The following is a 20195-nucleotide window of genomic DNA, read 5'->3' on the forward strand; positions in this document are numbered from 1 at the left end:
ACGAGCAGGGCCGGCAGACCGGCTCGTTCGGGGACGAGCTGACCAACGCCGCCATGATCGGGCTGGTCGTCCTGTTCGGCGTCGCGCTGATCCTGCGCGCCGCTGGATCGGTGGCCGCGTTCCTGACCGGCACACCGCAGCCGGCGGGCGATCCCGCCTCCGGGGTCGGAGTGCTGTTCCGCCCCGGCGATCCCGGCTCGGCGCTCGACGCGGACGGCCTGAACCCGGTCGTCTACTGGATCGTCGCCGGGCTGCTGCTCACCGGCCTCGTCACCGGCGGGCTATGGGCGTGGCTGCGGCTGCGCCGCCACACCCACCGGATCGAAGCCGATCCGCGCCGCATGGCCGGGATCGCCACCCGGCACGAGGTCGCCGCCGCGGCGTCCGACAAGGCGCTGCTGCGCCGCGCGGGAAACCTGCGCCCCGGTCTGAGCGACCCACGGCCGCAGGACGTGGGCTACCGGCTCGGCACCTCGAAAGGCACGAGCGTGTGGGCGAGCGTGGAGGACTCGATCATGGTCATAGGGCCGCCTCGCTCCGGGAAGGGCCTGCATCTGGTGATCCCGGCGATCCTCGATGCCCCCGGTGCCGTCGTGGTCACGTCGACCAGGCCGGACAACCTCACCGCGACCATGCGCGCCCGCCGCAGGATCGGCCCCGTGGCGATCTTCGACCCGCAGCACTTGGCCGAGGGTCTGCCCGCCGGTCTGCGCTGGTCACCGATCCGGGGCTGTGAGTCACCGCAGACGGCGATGATCCGCGCCACCGGGCTCGCCGCCGGCACTGGCCTGTCCGCGGGCGGGGTCGATGGCGGAGGCTTCTGGGAGGGCAAGACGAGGGCTGCGCTGCAAGCCCTGCTGCACGCGGCAGCGATCGACAACCGGCCGCCCGCCAAGCTGTTCCGATGGACTCTCGATCCGACCGCTGCCGCTGACGCGGTGGCGATCCTGACCGGCTCCACCCAGGCGGCAACCGGATGGGCCGAGTCCCTGGAAGCGATGATCGACTCCGACCCCCGCACCCGCGACTCGATCTGGCAAGGCGTCTCCCTGGCTCTCGGCTCGCTGGCCGACCCGCGCGTGCTCGACGCCGTATCACCCGGCCCCGGCGAGGGCTTCGACCCCGAAGCGTTCATCCGCAACCGCGGCACGCTGTTCCTGCTGGCAACCGGCTCCGGTGCGGGAGCCAGCGCCGCACTGGTCGCCGCACTCGTGGAAGACCTCATCGAGACCGCCCGCCGCCTGGCCGCACGATCCGCCGGTGCCCGGCTCGATCCGCCGATGCTGCTGGCGCTGGACGAGATAGCCAACCTCTCGCCATTGCCCTCCCTGCCGACGCTGATGGCCGAAGGCGGCGGATCGGGGATCACCACCATGCCAGTGCTCCAATCGCTCGCACAGGCGCGAGACAAGTGGAACGAGCACCAGGCAAACGCGATCTGGGACGCCTCCATCGTCAAGGTCATCCTCGGCGGCGCATCCAACAGCCGAGACCTGCAAGACCTCAGCGCCTTGGTCGGAGAACGCGACGAATACACCGACTCCGTGACGCTGGGCGACCACGGCACCCGCTCCAACCAGAGGTCCGTCCGCCGGGTGCCGATCTTCCCGCCCGACCGCATCCGCCGGCTCCCGTTCGGTACCGGGATCGTGCTGCTGCGTTCCGCACCACCGATCGTCACCGACCTGCACCCGTGGCCCAAGCGCCCCGACGCCGGCCAGCTCGTCGCCGACCGCACCGAGATAGAAGCCTTGCTGCGCCGCTCCGACACCTGAACGCCGGTCGCGGCAAGGAGCACCTGCCCGCCACAACGGCCCGGTGCCACCGGGGCCGGAGAGCAGACAGGAGCACAGCATGTCCGACGAACCCCGCGGCGACGCCACGACGAACGACGTTCCCGACTCGGATGTGGACGAGATGGACGACGACGGCTACGACGAGCCGCTGATCGCCGAGCCGCCGCACCCGATCAACTGGAATCTGCTGAGTGCCGAGGACGCCGAGGCCGAGTGGTTGGAGCTCAACCGCTGGGTGGACTGGCTGCGCCACACCTACGGGCTCCCCGCCTCCGTGGTCCCGCCCGCCTGGCACCTGCACCCCGAGCTGATGTGGGAGCTGAGCGCGCTGCACCTGCACTGGCTCTGCGCCTACGACCCCGACCAGAACGGCAGCGCACCGCTCGGCTGGCACCGCGACTTCGCCGACGCGCGGCAACGGCTCCGCGAATGGGTCGCCGCCTGCGGCACCCGGCTCGACCACGACCGCCCCACCCGGCAGACCGTCTGGCCCGGCGAGGAACCCGGCGACCCGATCGAGGACATCCCGATCATCGACCGCGACGCCGAGTTCGTGGAGTTCGTCATGTCCGACGTCCAGGCCCGCCGCGAGGCCGAGGAAGCCTTCTACCGCGACCTCGACCCGGACACCGGAGAACTGTCATGAGCGACGACGGAACCCTCGTGGTGTCGCCGTTGCTGGATAGCCGGGAGGTCGCGGCGTACTTGAAGGTGTCGGAGTCGACCCTGTCGCGGTGGCGGTCCGCGGGGACCGGGCCGCCGTTCCTGCGGCTTGGCGGAATCGCCCGGTACCGGCTCGATGCCGTGGATCGCTGGCTGGGCGAGCTGGAACACGACCATGCCTCGGAGGGCTGAGCCGCAGCCGACCGCTGCGCCCAAGCCGGTGCCGCCGATCGGGGTGAAGGTCTCCACGGACATGGAGCGCCGCTCCTACGGCATTCGTGCCCGCGCCCGGTGGACGGACCCGACGACCAAGCGGCGTGTGATCCGGTCGGAGATCGTGCGCGACGAGGCGGCAGCGCACGCCTTCTTCGACCAGCTCCGCAACTCATCAACCAAGGGCATGGACGTATCCATGACGCTGTTGGAGTTCGTCACCTCCATCGGGGACAGGTGGGCACGCGGCCTGGACCCGACCTCCACCGGGGAGACCTACGGGTACGGGCTGAAGCTGCGGGTGCTGCCCGCGCTCGGGCACCTGCCGGTCACCCAGATCACCGCGGGCATCATCGACCGCACCATCGATGAGTGGGAGCAGCGTCACGGCGCCTCGACCATCAAGAACACCATCGCCCCGCTCGTGCGGGTGCTCGATGAGGCCGTGCGGGACGGGCTGATCCAGATCAACCCCGCGAAGAACCGCGCCAAGCGGAGCCTGAACCGCAACGCCTTCCGGGGACAGTCCGCCGAACACGCCTCCCCGCGGGCGCACGCGATCCCGGACATGAAGACCCTCAACCGCCTCGCCAGGGCGTGCGGGAAGGTGCACCAGTCCTACAGCGACTTCGTGATGCTCGCCGCGCTGCTCGCCGCACGGTCCTCGGAGGTGTCCGGGTTGCAGGTCGGGGACGTGGACTTCGGCAAGAACCTCGTCGTGATCCGCCGACAGGTGTTCCCCGGCAAAGGCGGCCTGGTCACCAAGCCGACCAAGAGCCGCAAAGAACGCCGCGTGCCGATCCTCGAACCGCTCCGTCCTGTGCTGGAACGCCTCACCGATGGCAAGCAGCCGGAGGACTCGTTGCTGGTCGGTCCGAAGGGCGGCTACCTCACCACCGCGACCGTCCGTGACGCCACCAACTGGGACCGCATCGTCGCGAAGCTCGGACTGCCCGACCTCACCCGGCACGGGCTGCGGCACACCGGAGCGACCTGGATGGCCGATGCCGGTATCCCGCTGCACGTGCTCCAAGACATCCTCGGGCACGCCTCGATGGAGACCACCCGCGGCTACCTCCACCCAGACGACCGTCACCTCGCCTCCGCCGCCGAGCAGGCCAACGCCTTCCTCTCCGCCGCCGGACAACGCAAGCACGCCCGGCGCAGCAGCCCCGCGACCAGGGGCCTGTGATGCGCTCCGACGCCCGCGGGAGTGCTCCCGGAAGCGTACTGGTCCCCTTTTGGTCCCCTTATCCACAGGAAGCGGGTTCAAGGCGCCCCGTTCGGCCACAGGTGACCGCCGGCGAGAGCGCCGGGGGGACCAGAGGGGGACCACGGAAAACGACCCCTGAACATGAAGAAGCCCAGGTGAGAAACCTACTCTCACCTGGGCTTTTACGTCGGGCTGACAGGATTTGAACCTGCGACCCCCTGACCCCCAGTCAGGTGCGCTACCAAGCTGCGCCACAGCCCGTGGCATGGATTTTCAGTTGTTCTGGGCCGTCCGGGAGGGGTAAACCCCTTAACCCCCAGTCAGGTGCGCTACCAAGCTGCGCCACATCCCGTTGTTCACTTTTCAGGCTGAAACAGCCGCTACCGCACTTGACCCCCAGGCGTCCAGATGGCGACTTCGGACTCGCGACCCGCATGATTGCGGGCCTCTCATCATGCAGATCATGTCATGGGATGCATGATCTGCATGGTTTTGGTCCCCTTCTGGTCCCCCGAGGGCGTTCCCGCTGGGAGTCGATTGGCGCGGCGGATGCAACATGCAGAGCTGCCTTCCGCGTCATGCTAATCAAGAAACTCTGAGCGTCATCCTGAGCTCGCGTTGCCGAGTGCATGGATGAACTTGCCGACCGCATCAGGGGCTGGCAGGTCGATTCGGAGTCGGATGCTTCCCGCCTGCGGTCCGGTGCCGTTGACGATTGCCGCTCCGCCGAGTTGGTCGAGAAGCGGGCCCATGGCGTCTGCTGCATCGGCGGGCAGATGTCCAACGCCGCGTCCGTTGGAGGTGACGGCGACCCCGGCGGGGGATCGTCGCGTGCGGGGCTGGGTGCGGAGGATGTAGGTGCGGGGCGCTTGACTGTCGCGTTCGCGATCGTTCACAAGGTAGTGGGTTCGCTCCAGCACGACAGGCCGTGTCGGAAGGTGCCGGAGATCGGGGAGTTCGTGGTGGCGGCTGATGCGACCGGTTGTGATGTGCAGAAGTTGTTCCCACCATGCGGGCATGAGCGCCCCTTCTCCTCGGATCGGTATGCCATCACCGAGGCGGAGCACTCTCCCACTATGTCAGCCCGTGCTGTGAATCCTCCGGCCAGCCGCAGGCCCGAACAGATCGCGCAGAGGCAATATCGTTGATCACCGGTTTTCTCGGGCGATTGAGCGTAGCGTGAGGAGCATGTGGACAGTTCTTCTCATCTTGCTTGTGGCCTGGGTGGTGCTGTCGATCGTGGGATTCGTGTTCGAGGGCCTGCTCTGGTTGGCCATCATCGGAATCGTGCTCTTCGTCGGCACCCTGATCTTCGGGATACTCCGGCAGCGCGCCAAGCGCGCCAAGGCGTAGTCGCCCCGCGCGGGACGCACGGAGCGCGGTCCACATTCCTTGCCGTTGCGCCTGGGTTTCTACGGGCGTGACGGCCGCTGCCGGGCCGTGGTGCTCTTCTCCACCACGATCGTTTGGGCCGGCACGCGTACGTGCAGGGCGCCTGGGCGGACGCTGACGCGGACACGGGTGATGTGGCCGAAGCTGTCGCCGTCGAGTTCGATGAGGTGAGGGGCGTCGAACCGGGCTTCGAACCGGGTTCCTTGAACGTATGCGAGTGCGTGGAGGTCGGGCGTCTGCTGGATGAGCCTGCGGCTGAGCGGGGAGCGGCGGGCGAGGCCTTGCAGGGTGAGGCGGGTTCCGATCCGCGCCCACCCGAAGCGTCCTGTCGGCCGCATCATCACGACGTCCAACAGCCCATCATCGATGATCGCAGCGGGGATCAGGAGCATGTTCCCGGTGAGTGTTCCGCAGTTGCCGACGATGACCGTGTGCGCCCGATTCGGTAGTCGAGATGGAAGAGCTTGTTCGCGATGACCGAGCGGGCGATCGGTGTGACGTACGCGAACCAGCCGAGATGCTTCTTCGCAATGGTGCTCGTGCTCTCCGCCATCTCCGCATCCAGTCCGATACCCGCCATGACCATGAACGTATGCGAACGCCGGGCGCCGCTCTCGTCCTCGAGCTCAGCCACCCCGACATCCACGGGTCGGTCCTCACCTGCGAACGCAGCGGAAACGCAGGCGGCGATGTCGTTGAGCGGCGCACCGACATCGCGAGCAAGAAGATTGCCGGTGCCCAGGGGAACCAGCGCGACCGGGATGTCCGTCCCTTGCATCACCTCCGCGACGACGCGGACCGTGCCGTCGCCGCCAGCGGCCATCACCACCGCCGGAGCAGCAGCGAGAGCGTGCTCCGCGGCGGCCCGGCCGGCGTCGTCGCTGCGGGTCTCGTACCAGCGCGTCTGCGCCCACCCGTGCTCGGCCTCACACTCCGCGACCACGGGGTGAAGCCGCTCCAGCGGGGTTTTCGCGGGGTTGTAGACGACGGCGGCGTGCCGTCGTCCTGCTGCGGGGTGGTCGCGCGTGCTCACTGCGGGACTGCGGTGATGTAGCGGCGCTGCTCGACCAGGGGGCAGGTGAACACGTCACGCTCCCCCAGGCCGACGCGGTTGATGTACCGCACGATGATCGCATAGGACGCCAGCAACCCGGTCTGCGCATACGGCACATCATGGCTCCGGCAGTAGGCGGCGATGATGGGCGCCGCCTTGCGCAGGTGAGGACGCGGCATTGATGGGAACAGATGATGCTCGATCTGATAGTTCAGCCCGCCCATCGCGGTGTCGAGCAGACGACCGCCGCGGACGTTCCGGCTCATCATCACCTGGCGGCGCAGGAAGTCGAAGCTCGCATCACGAGGCACGATCGGCATCCCCTTATGATTCGGGGCGAACGAGACGCCCATGTAGAACCCGAAGAGCCCGAGTTGCACAGCGAGAAACACGAATGCGATGCCCGGCGACAGGACGAGGAAGACGAGCACGGGGAACCCGACCAGCCGGATCAGGAGGAACCCGATCTCGACCCCGCGCCTGCTCAACGGCCCGCGCGTGACCACCCGGCGCACCCCGGACGCATGCAGCGAGACACCCTCCAGGAGCAGGATCGGGAAGAAGAAGATCCCCTGATGCGAGCGCAACCACGACAGGACCCGCCCTCTCGGCACGGCACGCTCCGGGGCCACAACGATCACCGGCAACTCAATGTCCGGATCGGACCCCAGCTTGTTCGGATTCGCATGATGGCGGGTGTGCTTGTGCTGCCACCATCCGTAGCTCATCCCCACCAGCAGGTCGCCGAGGACGAGGCTCACCCAGTCATTCCATTTACCCGAGACGAAGATCTGCCGGTGCGCCGAATCATGCCCGAGAAAGGCGATCTGCGTGAACACCACCGCCAGGAACACCGCCGTGAACAGCTGCCACCAGGTGTCACCGATCCACACGAACACCAGCAGACCACCGGCGAGCACAAGCGGCAGACCGATCAGCTTCGACCAGTAATACCCATACCTGCGACGCAGCAACCCCTGATCCCGGATCGTCTTCGCCAGGGCCGTGAACTCGCTACCGGCCCGACCGCCGTGTCGATCTGCAGAGCGCGGTGTGGTCGAACGGATCCCATCCATGATGCGCCTCGCATCCTAGGGTCACGGACGTCATCAACGCCCGTGACCACCCTCGTCAGTCCAGTCATCGATGCGGGCACGATCGTCGGTCGCCGCGGCACGCCGATCCCGCTCAGACACTCGTGTCCCGGAGGTGCGGAACGTTACTGATTCCGCGAGAGCCGCGACAGAGGCCGCTCTGTCATGCTCGCCCGCGGCCGCCTCGCGGAACCGGAGCGCCGCCGCATCCTGCCTGGCCCGGACACCCTCGCTGATCTCCGCGAGCCGGTCGGCGAGCACCCCACCGAGACCGTCGCGCAACTCCTCGAGATTCGTGTTCGCGATCTCCAAGCGACGATCCGAGATCGCCACCTCTACGGTCGAGTACCCCGCCTTCGCAAGACGTTCCCGCGTCTCGCTCCCCAGGATCTCCGTGATCTCGTCCCGTTCGGGGCGGCGCGTGAACACCGCCTCCACCGTGTAACGATCCGGGGCCTCATCAGTCATCAGCGCCGCAGGCAGCGAACCCACCAGCACCGATCCCAGGCCCAGCGTCGCGGTATCTGCACCGCTCGTTCGTGTCTGTGTCTCCATAGCCCGACGTTACGCCCCCAACATGTACGCCTCACAGGTTCAACCAAACCCGCGCGCGGCGCGGAAAACCCCTACAACGTCCCCGGACAGCACAGCCAGAGCCCATCGAGTCCGGGGAAGCCGGTGATCCGACTCTCTCCGACCGAGAAGCTGACATCGTCGATGCTGTGGGCAAGGTGGTCTCCGGCACCCGAGGTACGGGGAAGGCCCCCGCCGATGCAGTTCCACCGCCCCGACGGGGGCCTTTCTCGGGCGCCGGGTGCCCGGCGTCTACACGATCTCACTCAGATCGCACGCCCCCGGGCGACGACGTAGCGGTCGATCAGCGCGTTGAATGCCTCGATGTACCGATCATGAGATTCAAGGCTTCGCCTCGCGAATCTTGTTCAACATCGCTGTCGCCACAGTTCACAACTCGCGGTCAGGTGGGCCCGAAGACGCTGTGGTCCCCTTCTGGCCCCCTCCACGCCCCCTGACGCGTCGAACAGAAGATTCCAGAAGGCGGTCAATTCATCTTTTGATCAGAGAAAAGAGAAGGATCTACCTCGCACAACCATCAGGGCGCGACCACCCGTCCCCCAGGCGTCCAGATGGCCTCGCTGGGCTAGAACCCGCGTGTTTCCAGGGACCTGAGCGTGCGGAACACGTCACGACATGCATGGTTTGCATGATTCTGGTCCCCTTTTTGTCCCCATCTCGCGACGAGTTACCCGGCGCGGTTCGCTGGTAAGCATCTGTCGGCTCAGAACAGCACCCGTTGCGTCCACACCGCGCGACCCCCTCACGCACCCTCAGATCTCCGCCGCCGCTCCTTCTTCGGCGGGGATGGCTTGCCACGTCCCTCGGTCGTCAACGATGCGGACGCGGTACGCATCGAAGCGTTGTTTGATGTCCCAGAGCTCAGAGCCTTCTCGATATCGACCTAGCAGTTCATCCGCCTGTCCGGTGAGGCTGACAGCAAGGAGCCGAACCACGAGTTCGTTCACGTCACCGATGAGAAAGGTTTCCGCGTGATCAGGAAACGAGCCACGATCGGCGTGCTTCACCGAGTTATAGTTGCTCGCGATCGCTTTGGCGAGCCCAATCTGGCTGTAGATATAGTCACCCCACCGAATCCCTAGGAACTCCAGGCTGAATCGGCCTGACTTTCGTTCCGTTCTTCAAGCAAGGATGGAACACGATGAACAGGAAGTATTCGCCGGAGATGCGTGAGCGGGCGTTGCGGATGCTCGCAGAGACGCGGCCGTCGCATCCGACGATGATGAGCGCTGTGCGTCACGTCGCGGGCCTTCTGGGCATGAGCCCGGAGACGCTGCGGCTGTGGCAACGCCGCTACGAGGTCGACGCCGGGGTGAAGCCCGGCGTCACGACCGAAGCGGCTGCGGAGATCAAACGCCTGCAGAAGGAGGTCTCGGAGCTGCGGAAGGCGAACGAGATCCTCAAGGCTGCGAGCGTGTTTTTCGCGAAGGAGCTCGACCGCCCCTGACCGAGATGATCCAGTTCATCAACGAACACCGGGATCGTTTCGGGGTCGAGCTCATCTGCCGGGTGTTGCGCCCGGCAGTCCAGGGCTTCCTCACCTCCCGCGGCTATCGCGCCGCTGTCGGCCGTGCGCCGTCCGCCCGCCGGTTGCGCGACGACCTGCTGGTGCCGGAAATCGCCCGGCTGCATGTGGAGAACTACGGCGTCTACGGGCGCCGGAAGATGCATGCGCTGATGCGCAGGCAGGGGTCGGAGATCGGCCGGGACCAGACCGAACGGCTGATGCGGCTGGCCGGGGTGCGCGGCGTCAAGAAGTCCAAGCGTGTGTTCACGACTAAGAGCGACCGGATGCTGTCGCTGCCGCAGGATCTCGCTAACCGGAGGTTCACCGCCGACGGCCCTCGCCGGCTCTGGGTGTGCGACGTGACCTACGTCGCGACCTGGTCAGGGTTCGCGTACGTCGCCTTCGTCACCGACGTCTACTCGCGACGGATCGTGGGCTGGAATGTAGCCGCCACCTTGAAGGCCGAGATTCTGCCGCTGCAGGCGCTGGACATGGCCGCCTGGGGAGCCGGCGGCGACCTCACCGGGCTGACCCACCACTCGGACCACGGCTCGAACTATATGGCGATGGTCTACACCGACCGCGTCGTCGAGCTCGGAGCCGTGCCCTCGACCGGAACCGTCGGCGACAGCTTCGACAACGCCATGGCCGAGGCGGTCAACAACCTCTACAAGACCGAGCTGATCCGCCAGCGCGGACCCTGGCGGACCGTCGAGCAGGTCGAGCTGGCGACCCTCGAGTACGTCTGGTGGTGGAACAACCAGCGCCTCCACGGCGAGCTCGACATGCGCACCCCGATCGAGGTCGAGGACGCGTACTACGCTGACCTGGAATCAGCCCAACCGGCACCTGCCGGACAAGGCTCCCGATAGCAACGAAAGTCAGGCCGATTCACGCACGTCCAGGTCGCGACACAACGCCCCGCCGCGTTGCCAAGCGGAGCGAGGCCTACCGGCACACGGACAGGATGCCGGCCGCGAGCGCTCAGCCGGCGAGGGGTCCGTCGCAGAGGAGAGCGACGTCGGTGTCGGGCAGAGCCGTGAGCCCAGCGCATCGCGCGACCACCAGAACCGAACAGCCCCTGCCCTGCGTTTCCGCAGGTCAGGGGCTGTTCGCCGGAGCCGCCTGTCGGAATCGAACCGACGACCTAATCAGGCTCATCCCAGATGAGGGTGTAGTTGGCGTTGGCGTGGCGGTCCCGGGGTAGACGTCGAGGTCTCCCGAGGATGAAGGTTCCTACACGCTGCATCCGAGAGACCTCGACTTGTCTGACGCTACCGCCGGCGAGCGCTCTGGCGCGTTCGCCCGCCCTGACCTGACCACGTTCTGCCGCCTCGATGAGCTCGACCTCGTCGTGACCGGTCAACGCCTCAAGCCCGCGCGAGCGGTGCTCGCCTGCCGGGTCCTGACCCCTGATGAGTGGTGCCGACGCTGCGGCGCCGAGGGCGCTGCTCGGGACACGGTCATCCGTCGACTCGCGCACGAGCCGCTGGGGTGGCGACCCACCGTCCTTGAGGTCGCGGTGCGTCGTCGCGGACAAAGGTGTCGGTGCTTCCGCGGGCTACCTCACCGCCGCACTACACGCAGCCACCAACGTGACCCCATCGCGACGAGTCCAGAGTTGCGGGTCACCCCCGCGATTGGGAGACACGCCCTAGCTCTGGGCCTCGCCGAGGCGCGCTTCGTGCGTGAGCTCGGCGCGGAGACCGCCGCCGGTCGCAGCCCGGGCAAGAGCGCGACCCAGCGCAGGTGCCTGCTTGAACAAATTGTGACCGGCCACAAAAAGGACAGAGCCTGCCTCCCACACGGCCACGCCGTCCTCACTCCACGGGAGGTCGGTCACCCAGCAGTGAAGGAAGTCGCGCGGCTCTGGGTGGAGACCAGGCAGCGCCCGTGTCACGTATTCGCGTGCGCGTTCGTCCAGCGATCGAATCGCCGCCGGGTCGATGAAAGTTCCGTCGTCGCGGACGCCCACGGTGTCGCTGAGTCCGACCGAATAGCTGCTGTTGCCCGGTAGCGGCGTCGCGTAGACGCCGACTTCGCCGAAGACGCCGCTGCTGTCCTGCAGGCACGCGACTCGTGCCGGGGCGGCGGCTTTCACGTCGAAGGTCAGCCGGACGTGTGCGGCAAGGCGAACCGGCAGCGAGAGGCCGACGCTGCGTGCCAGACGGGCGGTTTCGCGGCCGGCGCACACGACCACCTTGGAGTAGACAGCCCGGTCGGTGACGCTACGCACCTCGACCGTCCCGTCGGCGCGGGGATCGATGGAGATGACCTCACCGGTGGTGACCGCATCTGCGAGGGCACCCGTGAGTGCCGTGATCGCGGCGCGGGTGCGGATCGCGCCGCCCGACTCGTCGAGCACCGCTGGCCCCGAGTACCCAGCGAGCAGCGGCATCCGCTGGGCGACCTCGGCCGCGTCGATCTCGTGCGCTTCCACGCCGCCGACCTGGTCGAGCACCCGCAGCCGCGCCAGGGCGCTGTCTCCGATCGCCAGGACACCGTCTGATGAGACCAGCTCGACGTCGAAGTGTTCGGCCCACTCATCCCATACGCCGCGGCTTTCGCGCGCGAAAGCGACGAGTCGCGGGTCGTCGTGGGCATGCCGGAAGATCCGCGACTCGCCTGCGGACTGACCCGTCCCGGGCAGACCAGCCTCGTACAAGCGCACCGGCACGCCCTGCTCCCGCAGCGCGTACGCCGTCGACAGACCGACGATCCCGCCCCCGATCACTGCTATCTCGGGTGAACGCGTCGTGGAAACGCCGTCGTCAGTTCCTGTCATCGCGGTTCCTCGATCTGTTGGTGATTAGCGGTAGGACGCAAGGGAAGGGGCCGCTGCCACGACGTCAGCGGGCTGTGTAAGCCCGAAGTCACCGCGCGCAGCGACCCCTCCTTTCTGGGCCAGTATTCCCGGTCTGTGGTGTCAGGCGGGGAGTTTGGAGCCCAGGACGTCGAGCTTCTCGATCGTCGGTTCGGAGAACAACGTGCCGGTCTGCTCGCCGAGAGCGGTCGCAACTGCGCCGGACAGGTGCGCGTCGCGGCCGGCGTCATCGCGGAACACATCGAAGATCCCGAATGAGGACGGGCCGAGACGGATCGCGAACCACGCGGTGGTCGCCTGCTCGTCCTCAACAAGCGCACGGCCGCTGTCAAGGAACTCCTTCACGTCGTCCTCCTTCCCGGGCAACGCCTCGAACCTGACCAGCAATCCCTTGGTCACACTCATGACTTCTCCTCTTTCTTTGTCGTGGTGCCCGCGAGTTGGGACACTATCGCTTCGGAGAACGCAGGCAGGTCGTCGGGCGAGCGGCTGGTGATCAGGTTCCCGTCCACCACGACGTCCTGGTCGACGACGTGCGCACCGGCATTGCGCAGGTCCGTGCGGATGCTCGGGAAGGACGTCAAGGTGCGACCTTCGACCACACCGGCCTCGATCAGCGTCCACGGACCGTGACAGATCGCCGCAACAGGCTTGCCGCTTTGGACGAACTCGCGGACGAAGGAGACGGCGTCGGGGTCAACCCGGAGTTGGTCGGGGTTCACCGTACCGCCCGGGAGAAGCAAAGCGTCATAGTCGGTGACAGAGGCGTCCGCGACCAACCCATCAACGGTGAACGTGCCTGCTGCATCCAGATCGTTCTCACGCGCCTGAATCTCACCGTCATGGATCGACAGGACCTCGGTCTGTGCACCAGCCTGCTCCAGTGCCTCGCGGGGCTTCTCGAGCTCGACTCGCTCGACCCCGTCGGCGGCGAGGATGGCGACTCTCCTGCCCTGTAGCGTCTCGGTCATATCAGCTCGCCTTCTTCTCGGTCGACATGCCGGGCTTGATGAGGACCTTGGTCCAACCCTTGGACCTGGCGTCGAAGTTCTTGTAGGCATCGGCAGCCTGGTCCAGCGAGATCTCGTGGGAGACGATCCAGGAAGGGGTCGCCTTGCCGGCCGCGATCAAGTCTCGTAGCTGGCGGTTGTACCGCTTGATGGGGGCCTGTCCGCTTCCCATGGTCTGCCCCTTGAACCAATGTGTGCCGAAATCGATGGCCGCCTTTCCCTGCCTCGCGAGATCATCCTTGCCTCCAGGGTCCTGGGGGAGGAACACGCCAACGGTGCCGATTCCTCCGGTGAAGCGGACCGAGTTGATGAGCATGTTCAGGGTGGCGGCGGTGTCCTCGTTGCCCTGGGGATCGTGGGCCTGGTAGCCCACGCATTCGCAGCCACGGTCAGCTCCGAGCCCCATCGTCTCGTCGAGAACAGCTTGCACGGGGTCGACCTTGGAATCGTCGATGGCAATCGCACCGATCTGCTCGGCCAACGCGAGCCGGTCAGGGTGGCGATCGACCACCATCACCTTTGCTGCGCCCTTGATCATCGCGGACAGGGCGGCCATCAATCCGACCGGACCCGCCCCCGCAATCACCACGCTGTCGCCGGGGATCACGCCGGCCATCTCGGTGGCGTGGTAGCCGGTGGGGAAGACGTCAGAGAGCATGACGTAGTCGTTCTCCTTCTCCTCCGCATCCTCGCCCAGGCGCAGCGCGTTGTGGTCACCGAAAGGCACGCGGAGAAGCTCCGCTTGGCCACCGCCATAGGGCCCCATGTCGGCGAACCCATAGGCCGCACCCGCGAATGATGGTTCGGGCTGGGTGGTGAGACAATAGTTGGTCAGGCCGCGTTCGCAGTTCTTACAGAATCCGCACGAGATGTTGAACGGGAGCACAACCCGGTCTCCGACCCTGACCTTCTCCACGCCACTACCGACTTCGATGACCTCCCCCATGTTCTCGTGACCGAACGTCCGGCCTACTTCGAAGGAAGTCCGCCCCTCGTACATGTGGAGGTCCGAGCCGCAGATGTTCGTCGTCGTCACCCTGACCAGGACGTCGGTGGGTCGCTCGATCTTCGCGTCCGGGACCTCCTTCGTGCTGACCTGACGGGGCCCCTCATACACCACTGCTTTCATGTCCACTCCGATCTGATGGTGTTGCTCGGTAGCCTTCTGGCCTTGATAGCCTGCTGGCAGGGCCTTGACAACGAAGCCCTTCGCGAGATAGCGGACACCCTCAGGAACCACGTGTCGAGGGGCTCGCCTTGCGTTGATGTGTAGCGATCGTGCCGGGATAGTGCCCGGGTCCGCTGCTCGGTCCCAGGGCATACGCTCTGTACACGCTTGCGGGGGTCGCGCCATTCGGGCTCTTCGCCGTCGAGCGTGGGTCATGCGAATAGCCCGCCGCCGATGAGCAGCATGCGCAGGCGGTAGTTGTCGCGGTTGCGGAAGCCGCGGGCGATGCGGCGGTGGAGCTCGATGAGGCCGTTGATGGCTTCGGTACCGCCGTTGTTCGCGCCGCCAGTGTCGAAGTAGCCGAGGAACTCGCGCTGCCAGATTCGGCTACCCATGCTCGCTTGAGCCTGGCGCGCTGCCGATCGGTGAGGTGTTCCTCGCCTGCGCGCAGCATGTTGCGGATCCCGTAGAGCGGGTCGCCCTTGCGGCCGCGGTGCCCGTGCATCTGCTGCTGCACGCGGCGTCGCACGTCGTCGACGACCTTGGTGCCAAGCTTCACGATGTGGAACGCGTCGAGGACCGCGCGGGCGTCTTCGAGCTGGTCATCGATGGTGTTCTTGAAGCCGCGGAACGGGTCGAGCGTCGCGATCTCCACCCGGTCGCGGAACGCCGGGCCGCGATCGTGCAGCCACGACCGGTACGCCTCGCCGGACCGGCCAGGGACGAGATCGAGCAGCCTCGCCCGCGTGCGGCCGTGGACGGCGCGGGTGAGGTCGACCATGCCGGTGAGGTCCTTCGCCCCGCGCCCGCCGGAGCCGATCGGCCTCGTGGAGACGTGGTGCCAGATGTGCTCGTCCACGCCCAGCACGGTCACGTCATCGAACCTTGCCGGGTCGGCCTCGGCAGCTTCCAGCAGCGGCCGGATCATGTCTCAGACGGTCCGTCGGCCCGTGCCCAGCTGCCGCCGGATGCCGTTGACAGAGGCGTGCTCCCGGCGGATCTGCTCGATCGCCCACCATGCCGCCCGCCGCGTCAGCTTCGACCGCGGCGCTGCGACCGTCTCATCCTGTTCCAGGAAGGTCACGACCACGCAGGCCGGTTCGTGGCAGCGCCAGCGGCGCTTGCGCCAGAGCAGCCGGACCGGTCGACCCATCCCCGGCGCATCCACCAGCGGCACCGGCGCGCGGCCGTGACCGATCGCGAGCACGCCGCAGCCCGGGCAGCCGATCGGGCCCGGCGGCGACTCGACCGTCACGGTCAGCGCGTCGCGCCCGCGGCGCTCGACCGCGATCGCTCTTAGCCCGTCGAGACCGACCAGCAGGTCGTAGGCTCGGTCATCGTCGAGGTCCTCGCGATCAGATGAGGTAGAAGTCCTCTGATCCTCGGGACCTCGACCCATCTCCCGAGCAGCCCCGGCTACCGGCGCGTCACCCGATACCCACACTCAACGGCGAAGAGCCGGTTATGCCCCTGACGTCAGCGTCGCGGCCTCGGCGAGGGCGGCGGCGAGATACGGTGCTGAAGCGCTGTTTCTCGACGCGGCGACCTCTGCTGGCGTTCCGGACGCGACCACTGTGCCTCCGTTGTCACCGGCTCCCGGCCCGAGATCGATCACAAAGTCGGCGGCGCCGACCACTCGCATGTCGAGTTCCACCATCACGACCGTGTTGCCGGCATCCACGAGAGTCTGGAGGTGCGTGACGAGCCGGTCCGCATCAGCGCAGTGCAAACCGGAGGTGGGCTCATCGAGCACGTAAAGAGCGTCACCGCGCTGCGCCCGTTGCAGCTCGGTGGCGAGCTTCACGCGTTGTGCTTCTCCACCCGACAACTCCGTAGCGGGCTGCCCCAAGCGCAGGTACCCGAGCCCGACATCGACCAGCGAGGTGAGCGAGCGCATCACATCGTACTCGCCGGCGAAGAAGTCGTGGGCCTCTTCGACGCTCATCGCGAGGATCTCCGCGATGTTGCGGCCTCGCCAGGTGATCTCCAGGGTGCTCGACTGATAGCGGGTGCCGTGACAGTCGGGGCACACGGTGTAGACCGAAGGCAGGAACAGCAGCTCGACCATCACGGAGCCTTCGCCTTCGCACGTCGGGCAGCGGCCGCCTGCGACGTTGAAGGAGAACCGACCGGGCTTGTACCCGCGCGCCCGAGCTTCGGGAGTCTCTGCGAACCGGCGGCGCACGTGATCGAAGAGCCCCGTGTAGGTGGCGACATTGGAGCGGGGGGTGCGGCCGATGGGCTTCTGATCTATGCTCACGACACGTCGGACCGTCGTGAGGTCGCCCTCGACCGACCCACCCAGTTCATCGGACTCGTCAGCGAGAAGCAGATCGTCGGCCTCTGCGTTGTCCTCCTCGATGCGACGGGTGTCTCCGTGCCTGGCACCGATGAGGGCTGGCAGGACCTGACTGACAAGGCTGGACTTCCCCGACCCGGACACGCCGGTGACCGCCGTGAGCGTCCCGAGCGGCAGAGCCACAGATACGTCCCGCAGGTTGTTGCGTGTGACGTGCTCCAACTGCAGCCAATCGTGGGCGGCACGGGGCTCGTGCGGTGGGAGGCCGCTGCCCCCGAAGATGTACCCGCGTGTCACAGAATCGTCGACGTCCGCGAGCCCGTCCGTGGGGCCGCTGTAGATCACGCGCCCGCCACGTTCACCCGCACCCGGACCGATGTCGACGAGCCAGTCCGCGTGCCGCATGACATCGACGGAGTGTTCCACGACGAAGAGGCTGTTGCCGCGCTGCTTGAGGCCGTCGAGGATACCCAGCAACGCGGTGACATCGTGCGGATGGAGACCGGCTGACGGCTCGTCGAGGACGTAGACGACACCGAACAACTCCGACGTGAGTTGCGTGGCGAGTCGAAGTCGTTGCAGTTCCCCGCCGGACAGCGTCGGCGTCGTACGGCTCAGCGAGAGGTAGCCGAGTCCGAGGTCTATGATGGGGCGCAGTCGGTCCAGCAGCTCGGCACCGAGGCGCGCTGCCGCGGCGCGCTTCTCGGCGGACCGATTCGGCGTGCGACGGACATCGGGTGCAGCGGAGTGCGCAGACCCGCCTGCAGCGACGCGTTGTGCGACGGCCTCGCGCCTGGTCTCGACGTCTATCGTTGCGCCGGAGGTCTCGTCCTCGAGGTCGGATTCAGCGACGACGGGCACGAGGAGTTCTGCCAACTCACGCAGCGGCAAAGCCGAGAAGTCGGCGATGTCCAGGCCTTCGAACGTGACCGTCAGCGCTTCGGGCTTGAGCTTCTTCCCCTGGCACACCGGGCACACCGCTGCGCTCATGAACTGGGCGACGCGGCGCTTCATCGACGCGCTCTTCGTGTTCGCGAACGTGTCGAGCACGTATCGTCGCGCGCCGACGAACGTGCCTGAGTAGCTCGGTTCGATCCCCGCTTGGATCGCCCGTCGAGCCTCAGCGAGCGTGAGTCGCGAGTGAACCGGGACGAACGGAGTCTCGTCGGTGTAGAGGATCCAGTCCCGATCCTTCTTTGGCAGATCTTTCCACGGCACATCCACGTCATAGCCGAGCGCGACCAGCACATCGCGCAGCTGGTGTCCGTGCCAGGCGCTCGGCCACGATGCGATGGCGCGTTCCCGGATGGTGAGTGAAGGATCGGGGACCATCCGCGCCTCGGTCACCTCGTAGACTCGTCCGATGCCGTGGCACTCGGGGCAGGCGCCCTGCACGGTGTTCGCGGAGAAGTCCTCGGCGTAGAGCATCGGCTGACCATCTGGGTACTCACCGGCTCGCGAGTACAGCATCCGCACCACACTCGACAACGTGGTGATGCTGCCCACAGAGGAGCGCGCGCTACGCCCGCCGCGCTGCTGCTGCAGCGCGACGGCGGGCGGCATCCCAGTGATGGAGTCGACGTCGGGGACGCCCGCCTGGTCGATCAGACGCCGCGCGTACGGGGCAACTGACTCCAAGTAGCGCCGCTGCGACTCCGCGTACAACGTACCGAAAGCCAACGAGGATTTCCCCGAACCGGACACGCCCGTGAACACAACCATCGCATCGCGCGGGACGGTGAGATCGACGTCCTTGAGGTTGTGTTCCCGGGCACCACGCACCCGGACATCAGGCTGGACGTGCGCGGACGCTGAGGCGAAGTCATCCATTTTGGAACTGTACCAAGCGGGTCTCGTGGTAAGCAGGTTCATCGACCGTGGGAGGCAAGATGATGCGGCTGTCTACCGGCTCTTCAAGGTTCGTGGTGAAGGGCGCTTCGTCGCGGTGACGTGATGGGGCTCGTGGCCCTGCTGAGATTGGTGTTGCTAGTGCTGACCGCGGATCAGTGTGCCGTCGAGGCGACCCGAGTTCACGGCCACTACCTCCAGGGCACCATCCATCGCGGGCAGTGCGGTTCCCGACTCATCGTCTCCAACGCGAAGAACCGCCATGGGAACGTGTACTGCTACTTCGTGTGCTCCGGTCGGCACTCCAAGCGCACCGACTGCACGCGCCAGGCGATACTCATCGAAGACCTCGAGAAGCTCGTCGAGGAGTACTACACCCGCGTCCAGATCACGCCGGCCCAGCAGGATGCCCTCGCAGGGATGCTCCATCATGAGTTCGATCGGCTCATGGCTGCCGAGACCGAGGAACTGGAACGCCTCACCACCAACCGCGACCGGCTCGAAAGCGAGCAGGACCGGCTCATGCAGGCGCACTACGCCGACGCGATCCCGCTCTCCGTGCTCAAGCGCGAACAAGACCGCATCGTCGCCGAACTCGACCCGGTGACCCGCCGCATCGACGCCCACTTCGGCGACTACGCCGAGGCCCGCGCCCACCTCGACGACGCCCTCGGCCTGCTCGCCAACTGCGCCGACATCTACACCCGCTGCGACGACACCAACCGGCGGCTGTGCAACCAGGCATTCTTCACGAAGGTCTTCATCGACGAGGACAACGAGCTGCGGGTCGAGCGCAACCGGCCCTTCGAGATGCTCCTTGATCCGCAAGTCAACGCGAATGCCCTGACCTGGGCCGCAGACGCCAACAAGGCCCGAACCTCGGCCAGCGTTTCCGTTGGCAAGGGTTCGAGCCTTGTGCGTGGGGTGGACCTAACGGGATTCGAACCCTTGACCTTCTGCATGTGCCGCAGCGCTTCGCATAGAGCACCCCGGGTGCACCTCCGTAGAGAGTTTGAGAACCCTGGCCCGACCCTGAGAACCGTGGCTTCTCGCATGTCTCGGGGCGCTTACAAGCGTAGCGAACGGCCGTCCGAGCCCTCGGTGACCGACTCTCGCGGTCGTGTGGTGCGGTCAGTTGGGAAGACTCAAACCTTTCTGAGCGCCGCCGAGGTCGATGAGCTGGTGGCTCTGTACGAGCAGGGCATGGCGCTCGTGCAGCTCGATGAGCGGTTCGGCGTTTACCACCGCACGGTGGCCGCGCACCTCGTCCATCGTTCCGTGCCGATGCGCGTGCGAGGGCTGGCTGAGGAGCATACGTCCGAGGCTGTGCGGCTCTACGAGGGCGGGATGACCTTGATGGAGGTCGGTCTGCACTTCGGAGTGAGTCAGGGGGCAGCGAAGAGGGCGGTGGCCGCAGCAGGTGCGATCATCCGCCCTCGGGGACGCCAAGTCGCTGACACGGGACGAGGTATCCAGCCCGCGGGATACCTCAGAGCCAGCGAGCGCGCCTGAGGGCGGAT

Annotated in this window: 18 protein-coding genes, 1 tRNA gene and 2 pseudogenes; 8 read left to right on the forward strand and 13 right to left on the reverse strand. The window is 66.8% G+C overall.

Annotation, left to right across the window (positions count from 1 at the left end; genetic code table 11):
• Window positions 1-53 precede the first annotated feature (53 nt).
• The 4 genes from CSX12_RS11190 (at window position 54) to CSX12_RS11205 (ending at window position 3864) form a co-directional block, all read left to right on the forward strand.
• Window positions 54-1775 (forward strand): TraM recognition domain-containing protein, encoded by a 1722-nt coding sequence (locus tag CSX12_RS11190; protein ID WP_124896878.1) that lies wholly within the window; start codon window positions 54-56, stop codon window positions 1773-1775.
• Window positions 1776-1917: 142 nt separating this feature from the next.
• A complete protein-coding gene (locus tag CSX12_RS11195; RefSeq protein ID WP_241160610.1) occupies window positions 1918-2442 on the forward strand; it encodes a hypothetical protein in 525 nt (174 codons plus the stop codon).
• Window positions 2439-2651: a helix-turn-helix domain-containing protein gene (locus tag CSX12_RS11200; RefSeq protein ID WP_124895824.1), complete on the forward strand. Its 213-nt coding sequence runs from the start codon at window positions 2439-2441 to the stop codon at window positions 2649-2651. The genes CSX12_RS11195 and CSX12_RS11200 overlap by 4 nt, the downstream gene beginning before the upstream one ends.
• Window positions 2635-3864: a site-specific integrase gene (locus CSX12_RS11205; RefSeq protein ID WP_124895825.1), complete on the forward strand. Its 1230-nt coding sequence runs from the start codon at window positions 2635-2637 to the stop codon at window positions 3862-3864. The genes CSX12_RS11200 and CSX12_RS11205 overlap by 17 nt, the downstream gene beginning before the upstream one ends.
• Before the next feature lie 208 nt (window positions 3865-4072).
• Here CSX12_RS11205 and CSX12_RS11210 read toward each other — a convergent pair.
• Together CSX12_RS11210 and CSX12_RS11215 are read right to left on the reverse strand one after the other, a co-directional pair.
• A tRNA-Pro gene (locus CSX12_RS11210) sits at window positions 4073-4146 on the reverse strand.
• 341 nt (window positions 4147-4487) lie between these two features.
• Entirely contained in the window at window positions 4488-4904 is a 417-nt protein-coding gene (locus tag CSX12_RS11215; RefSeq protein WP_124895826.1) for a hypothetical protein, read from the reverse strand.
• Window positions 4905-5073: 169 nt separating this feature from the next.
• Here CSX12_RS11215 and CSX12_RS18495 point away from each other — a divergent pair, with 169 nt between their 5' ends.
• Window positions 5074-5238: a hypothetical protein gene (locus tag CSX12_RS18495; protein ID WP_164479568.1), complete on the forward strand. Its 165-nt coding sequence runs from the start codon at window positions 5074-5076 to the stop codon at window positions 5236-5238.
• Window positions 5239-5297: 59 nt separating this feature from the next.
• On the opposite strand, the gene CSX12_RS18715 is transcribed toward CSX12_RS18495, so the two are convergent.
• From CSX12_RS18715 to CSX12_RS11235, 5 genes are all read right to left on the reverse strand, one after another.
• Window positions 5298-5669 (reverse strand): hypothetical protein, encoded by a 372-nt coding sequence (locus CSX12_RS18715; protein ID WP_241160438.1) that lies wholly within the window; start codon window positions 5667-5669, stop codon window positions 5298-5300.
• Window positions 5660-6310 (reverse strand): diacylglycerol kinase family protein, encoded by a 651-nt coding sequence (locus CSX12_RS18720; RefSeq protein ID WP_241160439.1) that lies wholly within the window; start codon window positions 6308-6310, stop codon window positions 5660-5662. Before CSX12_RS18720 ends, CSX12_RS18715 begins: the two co-directional genes overlap by 10 nt.
• Entirely contained in the window at window positions 6307-7407 is a 1101-nt protein-coding gene (locus CSX12_RS11225) for an acyl-CoA desaturase (protein WP_124895827.1), read from the reverse strand. The genes CSX12_RS18720 and CSX12_RS11225 overlap by 4 nt, the downstream gene beginning before the upstream one ends.
• Window positions 7408-7440: 33 nt before the next feature.
• The gene (locus CSX12_RS11230) at window positions 7441-7980 is read right to left on the reverse strand and encodes a hypothetical protein (protein ID WP_124895828.1); all 540 of its coding nucleotides are present in this window, start codon (window positions 7978-7980) and stop codon (window positions 7441-7443) included.
• Between the two features lie 791 nt (window positions 7981-8771).
• Window positions 8772-9026 (reverse strand): hypothetical protein, encoded by a 255-nt coding sequence (locus tag CSX12_RS11235; protein ID WP_124895829.1) that lies wholly within the window; start codon window positions 9024-9026, stop codon window positions 8772-8774.
• A gap of 134 nt (window positions 9027-9160) precedes the next feature.
• Here CSX12_RS11235 and CSX12_RS11240 point away from each other — a divergent pair.
• Together CSX12_RS11240 and CSX12_RS11245 are read left to right on the forward strand one after the other, a co-directional pair.
• Window positions 9161-10398 (forward strand): IS3 family transposase gene (locus CSX12_RS11240; protein ID WP_124895830.1). Its coding sequence is split into 2 segments (ribosomal slippage): window positions 9161-9446 and window positions 9446-10398, totalling 1239 coding nucleotides; the frame shifts between segments, so codons are not numbered across the junction.
• Between the two features lie 392 nt (window positions 10399-10790).
• Window positions 10791-11057: pseudogene (locus CSX12_RS11245) on the forward strand (ISL3 family transposase); the annotation flags it as partial.
• Between the two features lie 123 nt (window positions 11058-11180).
• On the opposite strand, the gene CSX12_RS11250 reads toward CSX12_RS11245, so the two are convergent.
• The 6 genes and pseudogenes from CSX12_RS11250 to CSX12_RS11275 form a co-directional block, all read right to left on the reverse strand.
• The gene (locus tag CSX12_RS11250; protein WP_206427073.1) at window positions 11181-12311 is read right to left on the reverse strand and encodes an FAD-dependent oxidoreductase; all 1131 of its coding nucleotides are present in this window, start codon (window positions 12309-12311) and stop codon (window positions 11181-11183) included.
• A gap of 141 nt (window positions 12312-12452) precedes the next feature.
• Window positions 12453-12755 (reverse strand): antibiotic biosynthesis monooxygenase, encoded by a 303-nt coding sequence (locus tag CSX12_RS11255; protein ID WP_124895831.1) that lies wholly within the window; start codon window positions 12753-12755, stop codon window positions 12453-12455.
• Window positions 12752-13321 carry a type 1 glutamine amidotransferase domain-containing protein gene (locus CSX12_RS11260; RefSeq protein WP_124895832.1) on the reverse strand — a complete coding sequence of 190 codons (570 nt, stop codon included), beginning with the start codon at window positions 13319-13321 and terminating at the stop codon, window positions 12752-12754. Before CSX12_RS11260 ends, CSX12_RS11255 begins: the two co-directional genes overlap by 4 nt.
• A gap of 1 nt (window position 13322) precedes the next feature.
• The gene (locus tag CSX12_RS11265; protein WP_241160440.1) at window positions 13323-14600 is read right to left on the reverse strand and encodes a glutathione-independent formaldehyde dehydrogenase; all 1278 of its coding nucleotides are present in this window, start codon (window positions 14598-14600) and stop codon (window positions 13323-13325) included.
• A 140-nt stretch (window positions 14601-14740) separates the two neighbouring features.
• Window positions 14741-15849 (reverse strand): annotated as a pseudogene (locus CSX12_RS11270) (ISL3 family transposase).
• Between the two features lie 141 nt (window positions 15850-15990).
• A complete protein-coding gene (locus tag CSX12_RS11275; protein ID WP_124895833.1) occupies window positions 15991-18657 on the reverse strand; it encodes an excinuclease ABC subunit UvrA in 2667 nt (888 codons plus the stop codon).
• Between the two features lie 123 nt (window positions 18658-18780).
• Here CSX12_RS11275 and CSX12_RS18725 point away from each other — a divergent pair, with 123 nt between their 5' ends.
• Window positions 18781-20187 (forward strand): zinc ribbon domain-containing protein, encoded by a 1407-nt coding sequence (locus CSX12_RS18725; RefSeq protein ID WP_241160441.1) that lies wholly within the window; start codon window positions 18781-18783, stop codon window positions 20185-20187.
• Window positions 20188-20195 lie beyond the last annotated feature (8 nt).

Source organism: Microbacterium sp. Y-01 (assembly GCF_003856715.1).
Classification (GTDB): domain Bacteria; phylum Actinomycetota; class Actinomycetes; order Actinomycetales; family Microbacteriaceae; genus Microbacterium; species Microbacterium algeriense.

Coding starts and splice junctions, on each gene's coding strand:
- CSX12_RS11190 (WP_124896878.1), top strand. CDS start 54: ATGATCGGGCTGGTCGTCCTGTTCGGCGTCGCGCTGATCCTGCGCGCC.
- CSX12_RS11195 (WP_241160610.1), top strand. CDS start 1,918: ATGGACGACGACGGCTACGACGAGCCGCTGATCGCCGAGCCGCCGCAC.
- CSX12_RS11200 (WP_124895824.1), top strand. CDS start 2,439: ATGAGCGACGACGGAACCCTCGTGGTGTCGCCGTTGCTGGATAGCCGG.
- CSX12_RS11205 (WP_124895825.1), top strand. CDS start 2,635: ATGCCTCGGAGGGCTGAGCCGCAGCCGACCGCTGCGCCCAAGCCGGTG.
- CSX12_RS11215 (WP_124895826.1), bottom strand. CDS start 4,904: ATGCCCGCATGGTGGGAACAACTTCTGCACATCACAACCGGTCGCATC.
- CSX12_RS18495 (WP_164479568.1), top strand. CDS start 5,074: ATGTGGACAGTTCTTCTCATCTTGCTTGTGGCCTGGGTGGTGCTGTCG.
- CSX12_RS18715 (WP_241160438.1), bottom strand. CDS start 5,669: ATGCTCCTGATCCCCGCTGCGATCATCGATGATGGGCTGTTGGACGTC.
- CSX12_RS11225 (WP_124895827.1), bottom strand. CDS start 7,407: ATGGATGGGATCCGTTCGACCACACCGCGCTCTGCAGATCGACACGGC.
- CSX12_RS11230 (WP_124895828.1), bottom strand. CDS start 7,980: ATGGAGACACAGACACGAACGAGCGGTGCAGATACCGCGACGCTGGGC.
- CSX12_RS11250 (WP_206427073.1), bottom strand. CDS start 12,311: ATGACAGGAACTGACGACGGCGTTTCCACGACGCGTTCACCCGAGATA.
- CSX12_RS11255 (WP_124895831.1), bottom strand. CDS start 12,755: ATGAGTGTGACCAAGGGATTGCTGGTCAGGTTCGAGGCGTTGCCCGGG.
- CSX12_RS11260 (WP_124895832.1), bottom strand. CDS start 13,321: ATGACCGAGACGCTACAGGGCAGGAGAGTCGCCATCCTCGCCGCCGAC.
- CSX12_RS11275 (WP_124895833.1), bottom strand. CDS start 18,657: ATGGATGACTTCGCCTCAGCGTCCGCGCACGTCCAGCCTGATGTCCGG.
- CSX12_RS18725 (WP_241160441.1), top strand. CDS start 18,781: ATGGGGCTCGTGGCCCTGCTGAGATTGGTGTTGCTAGTGCTGACCGCG.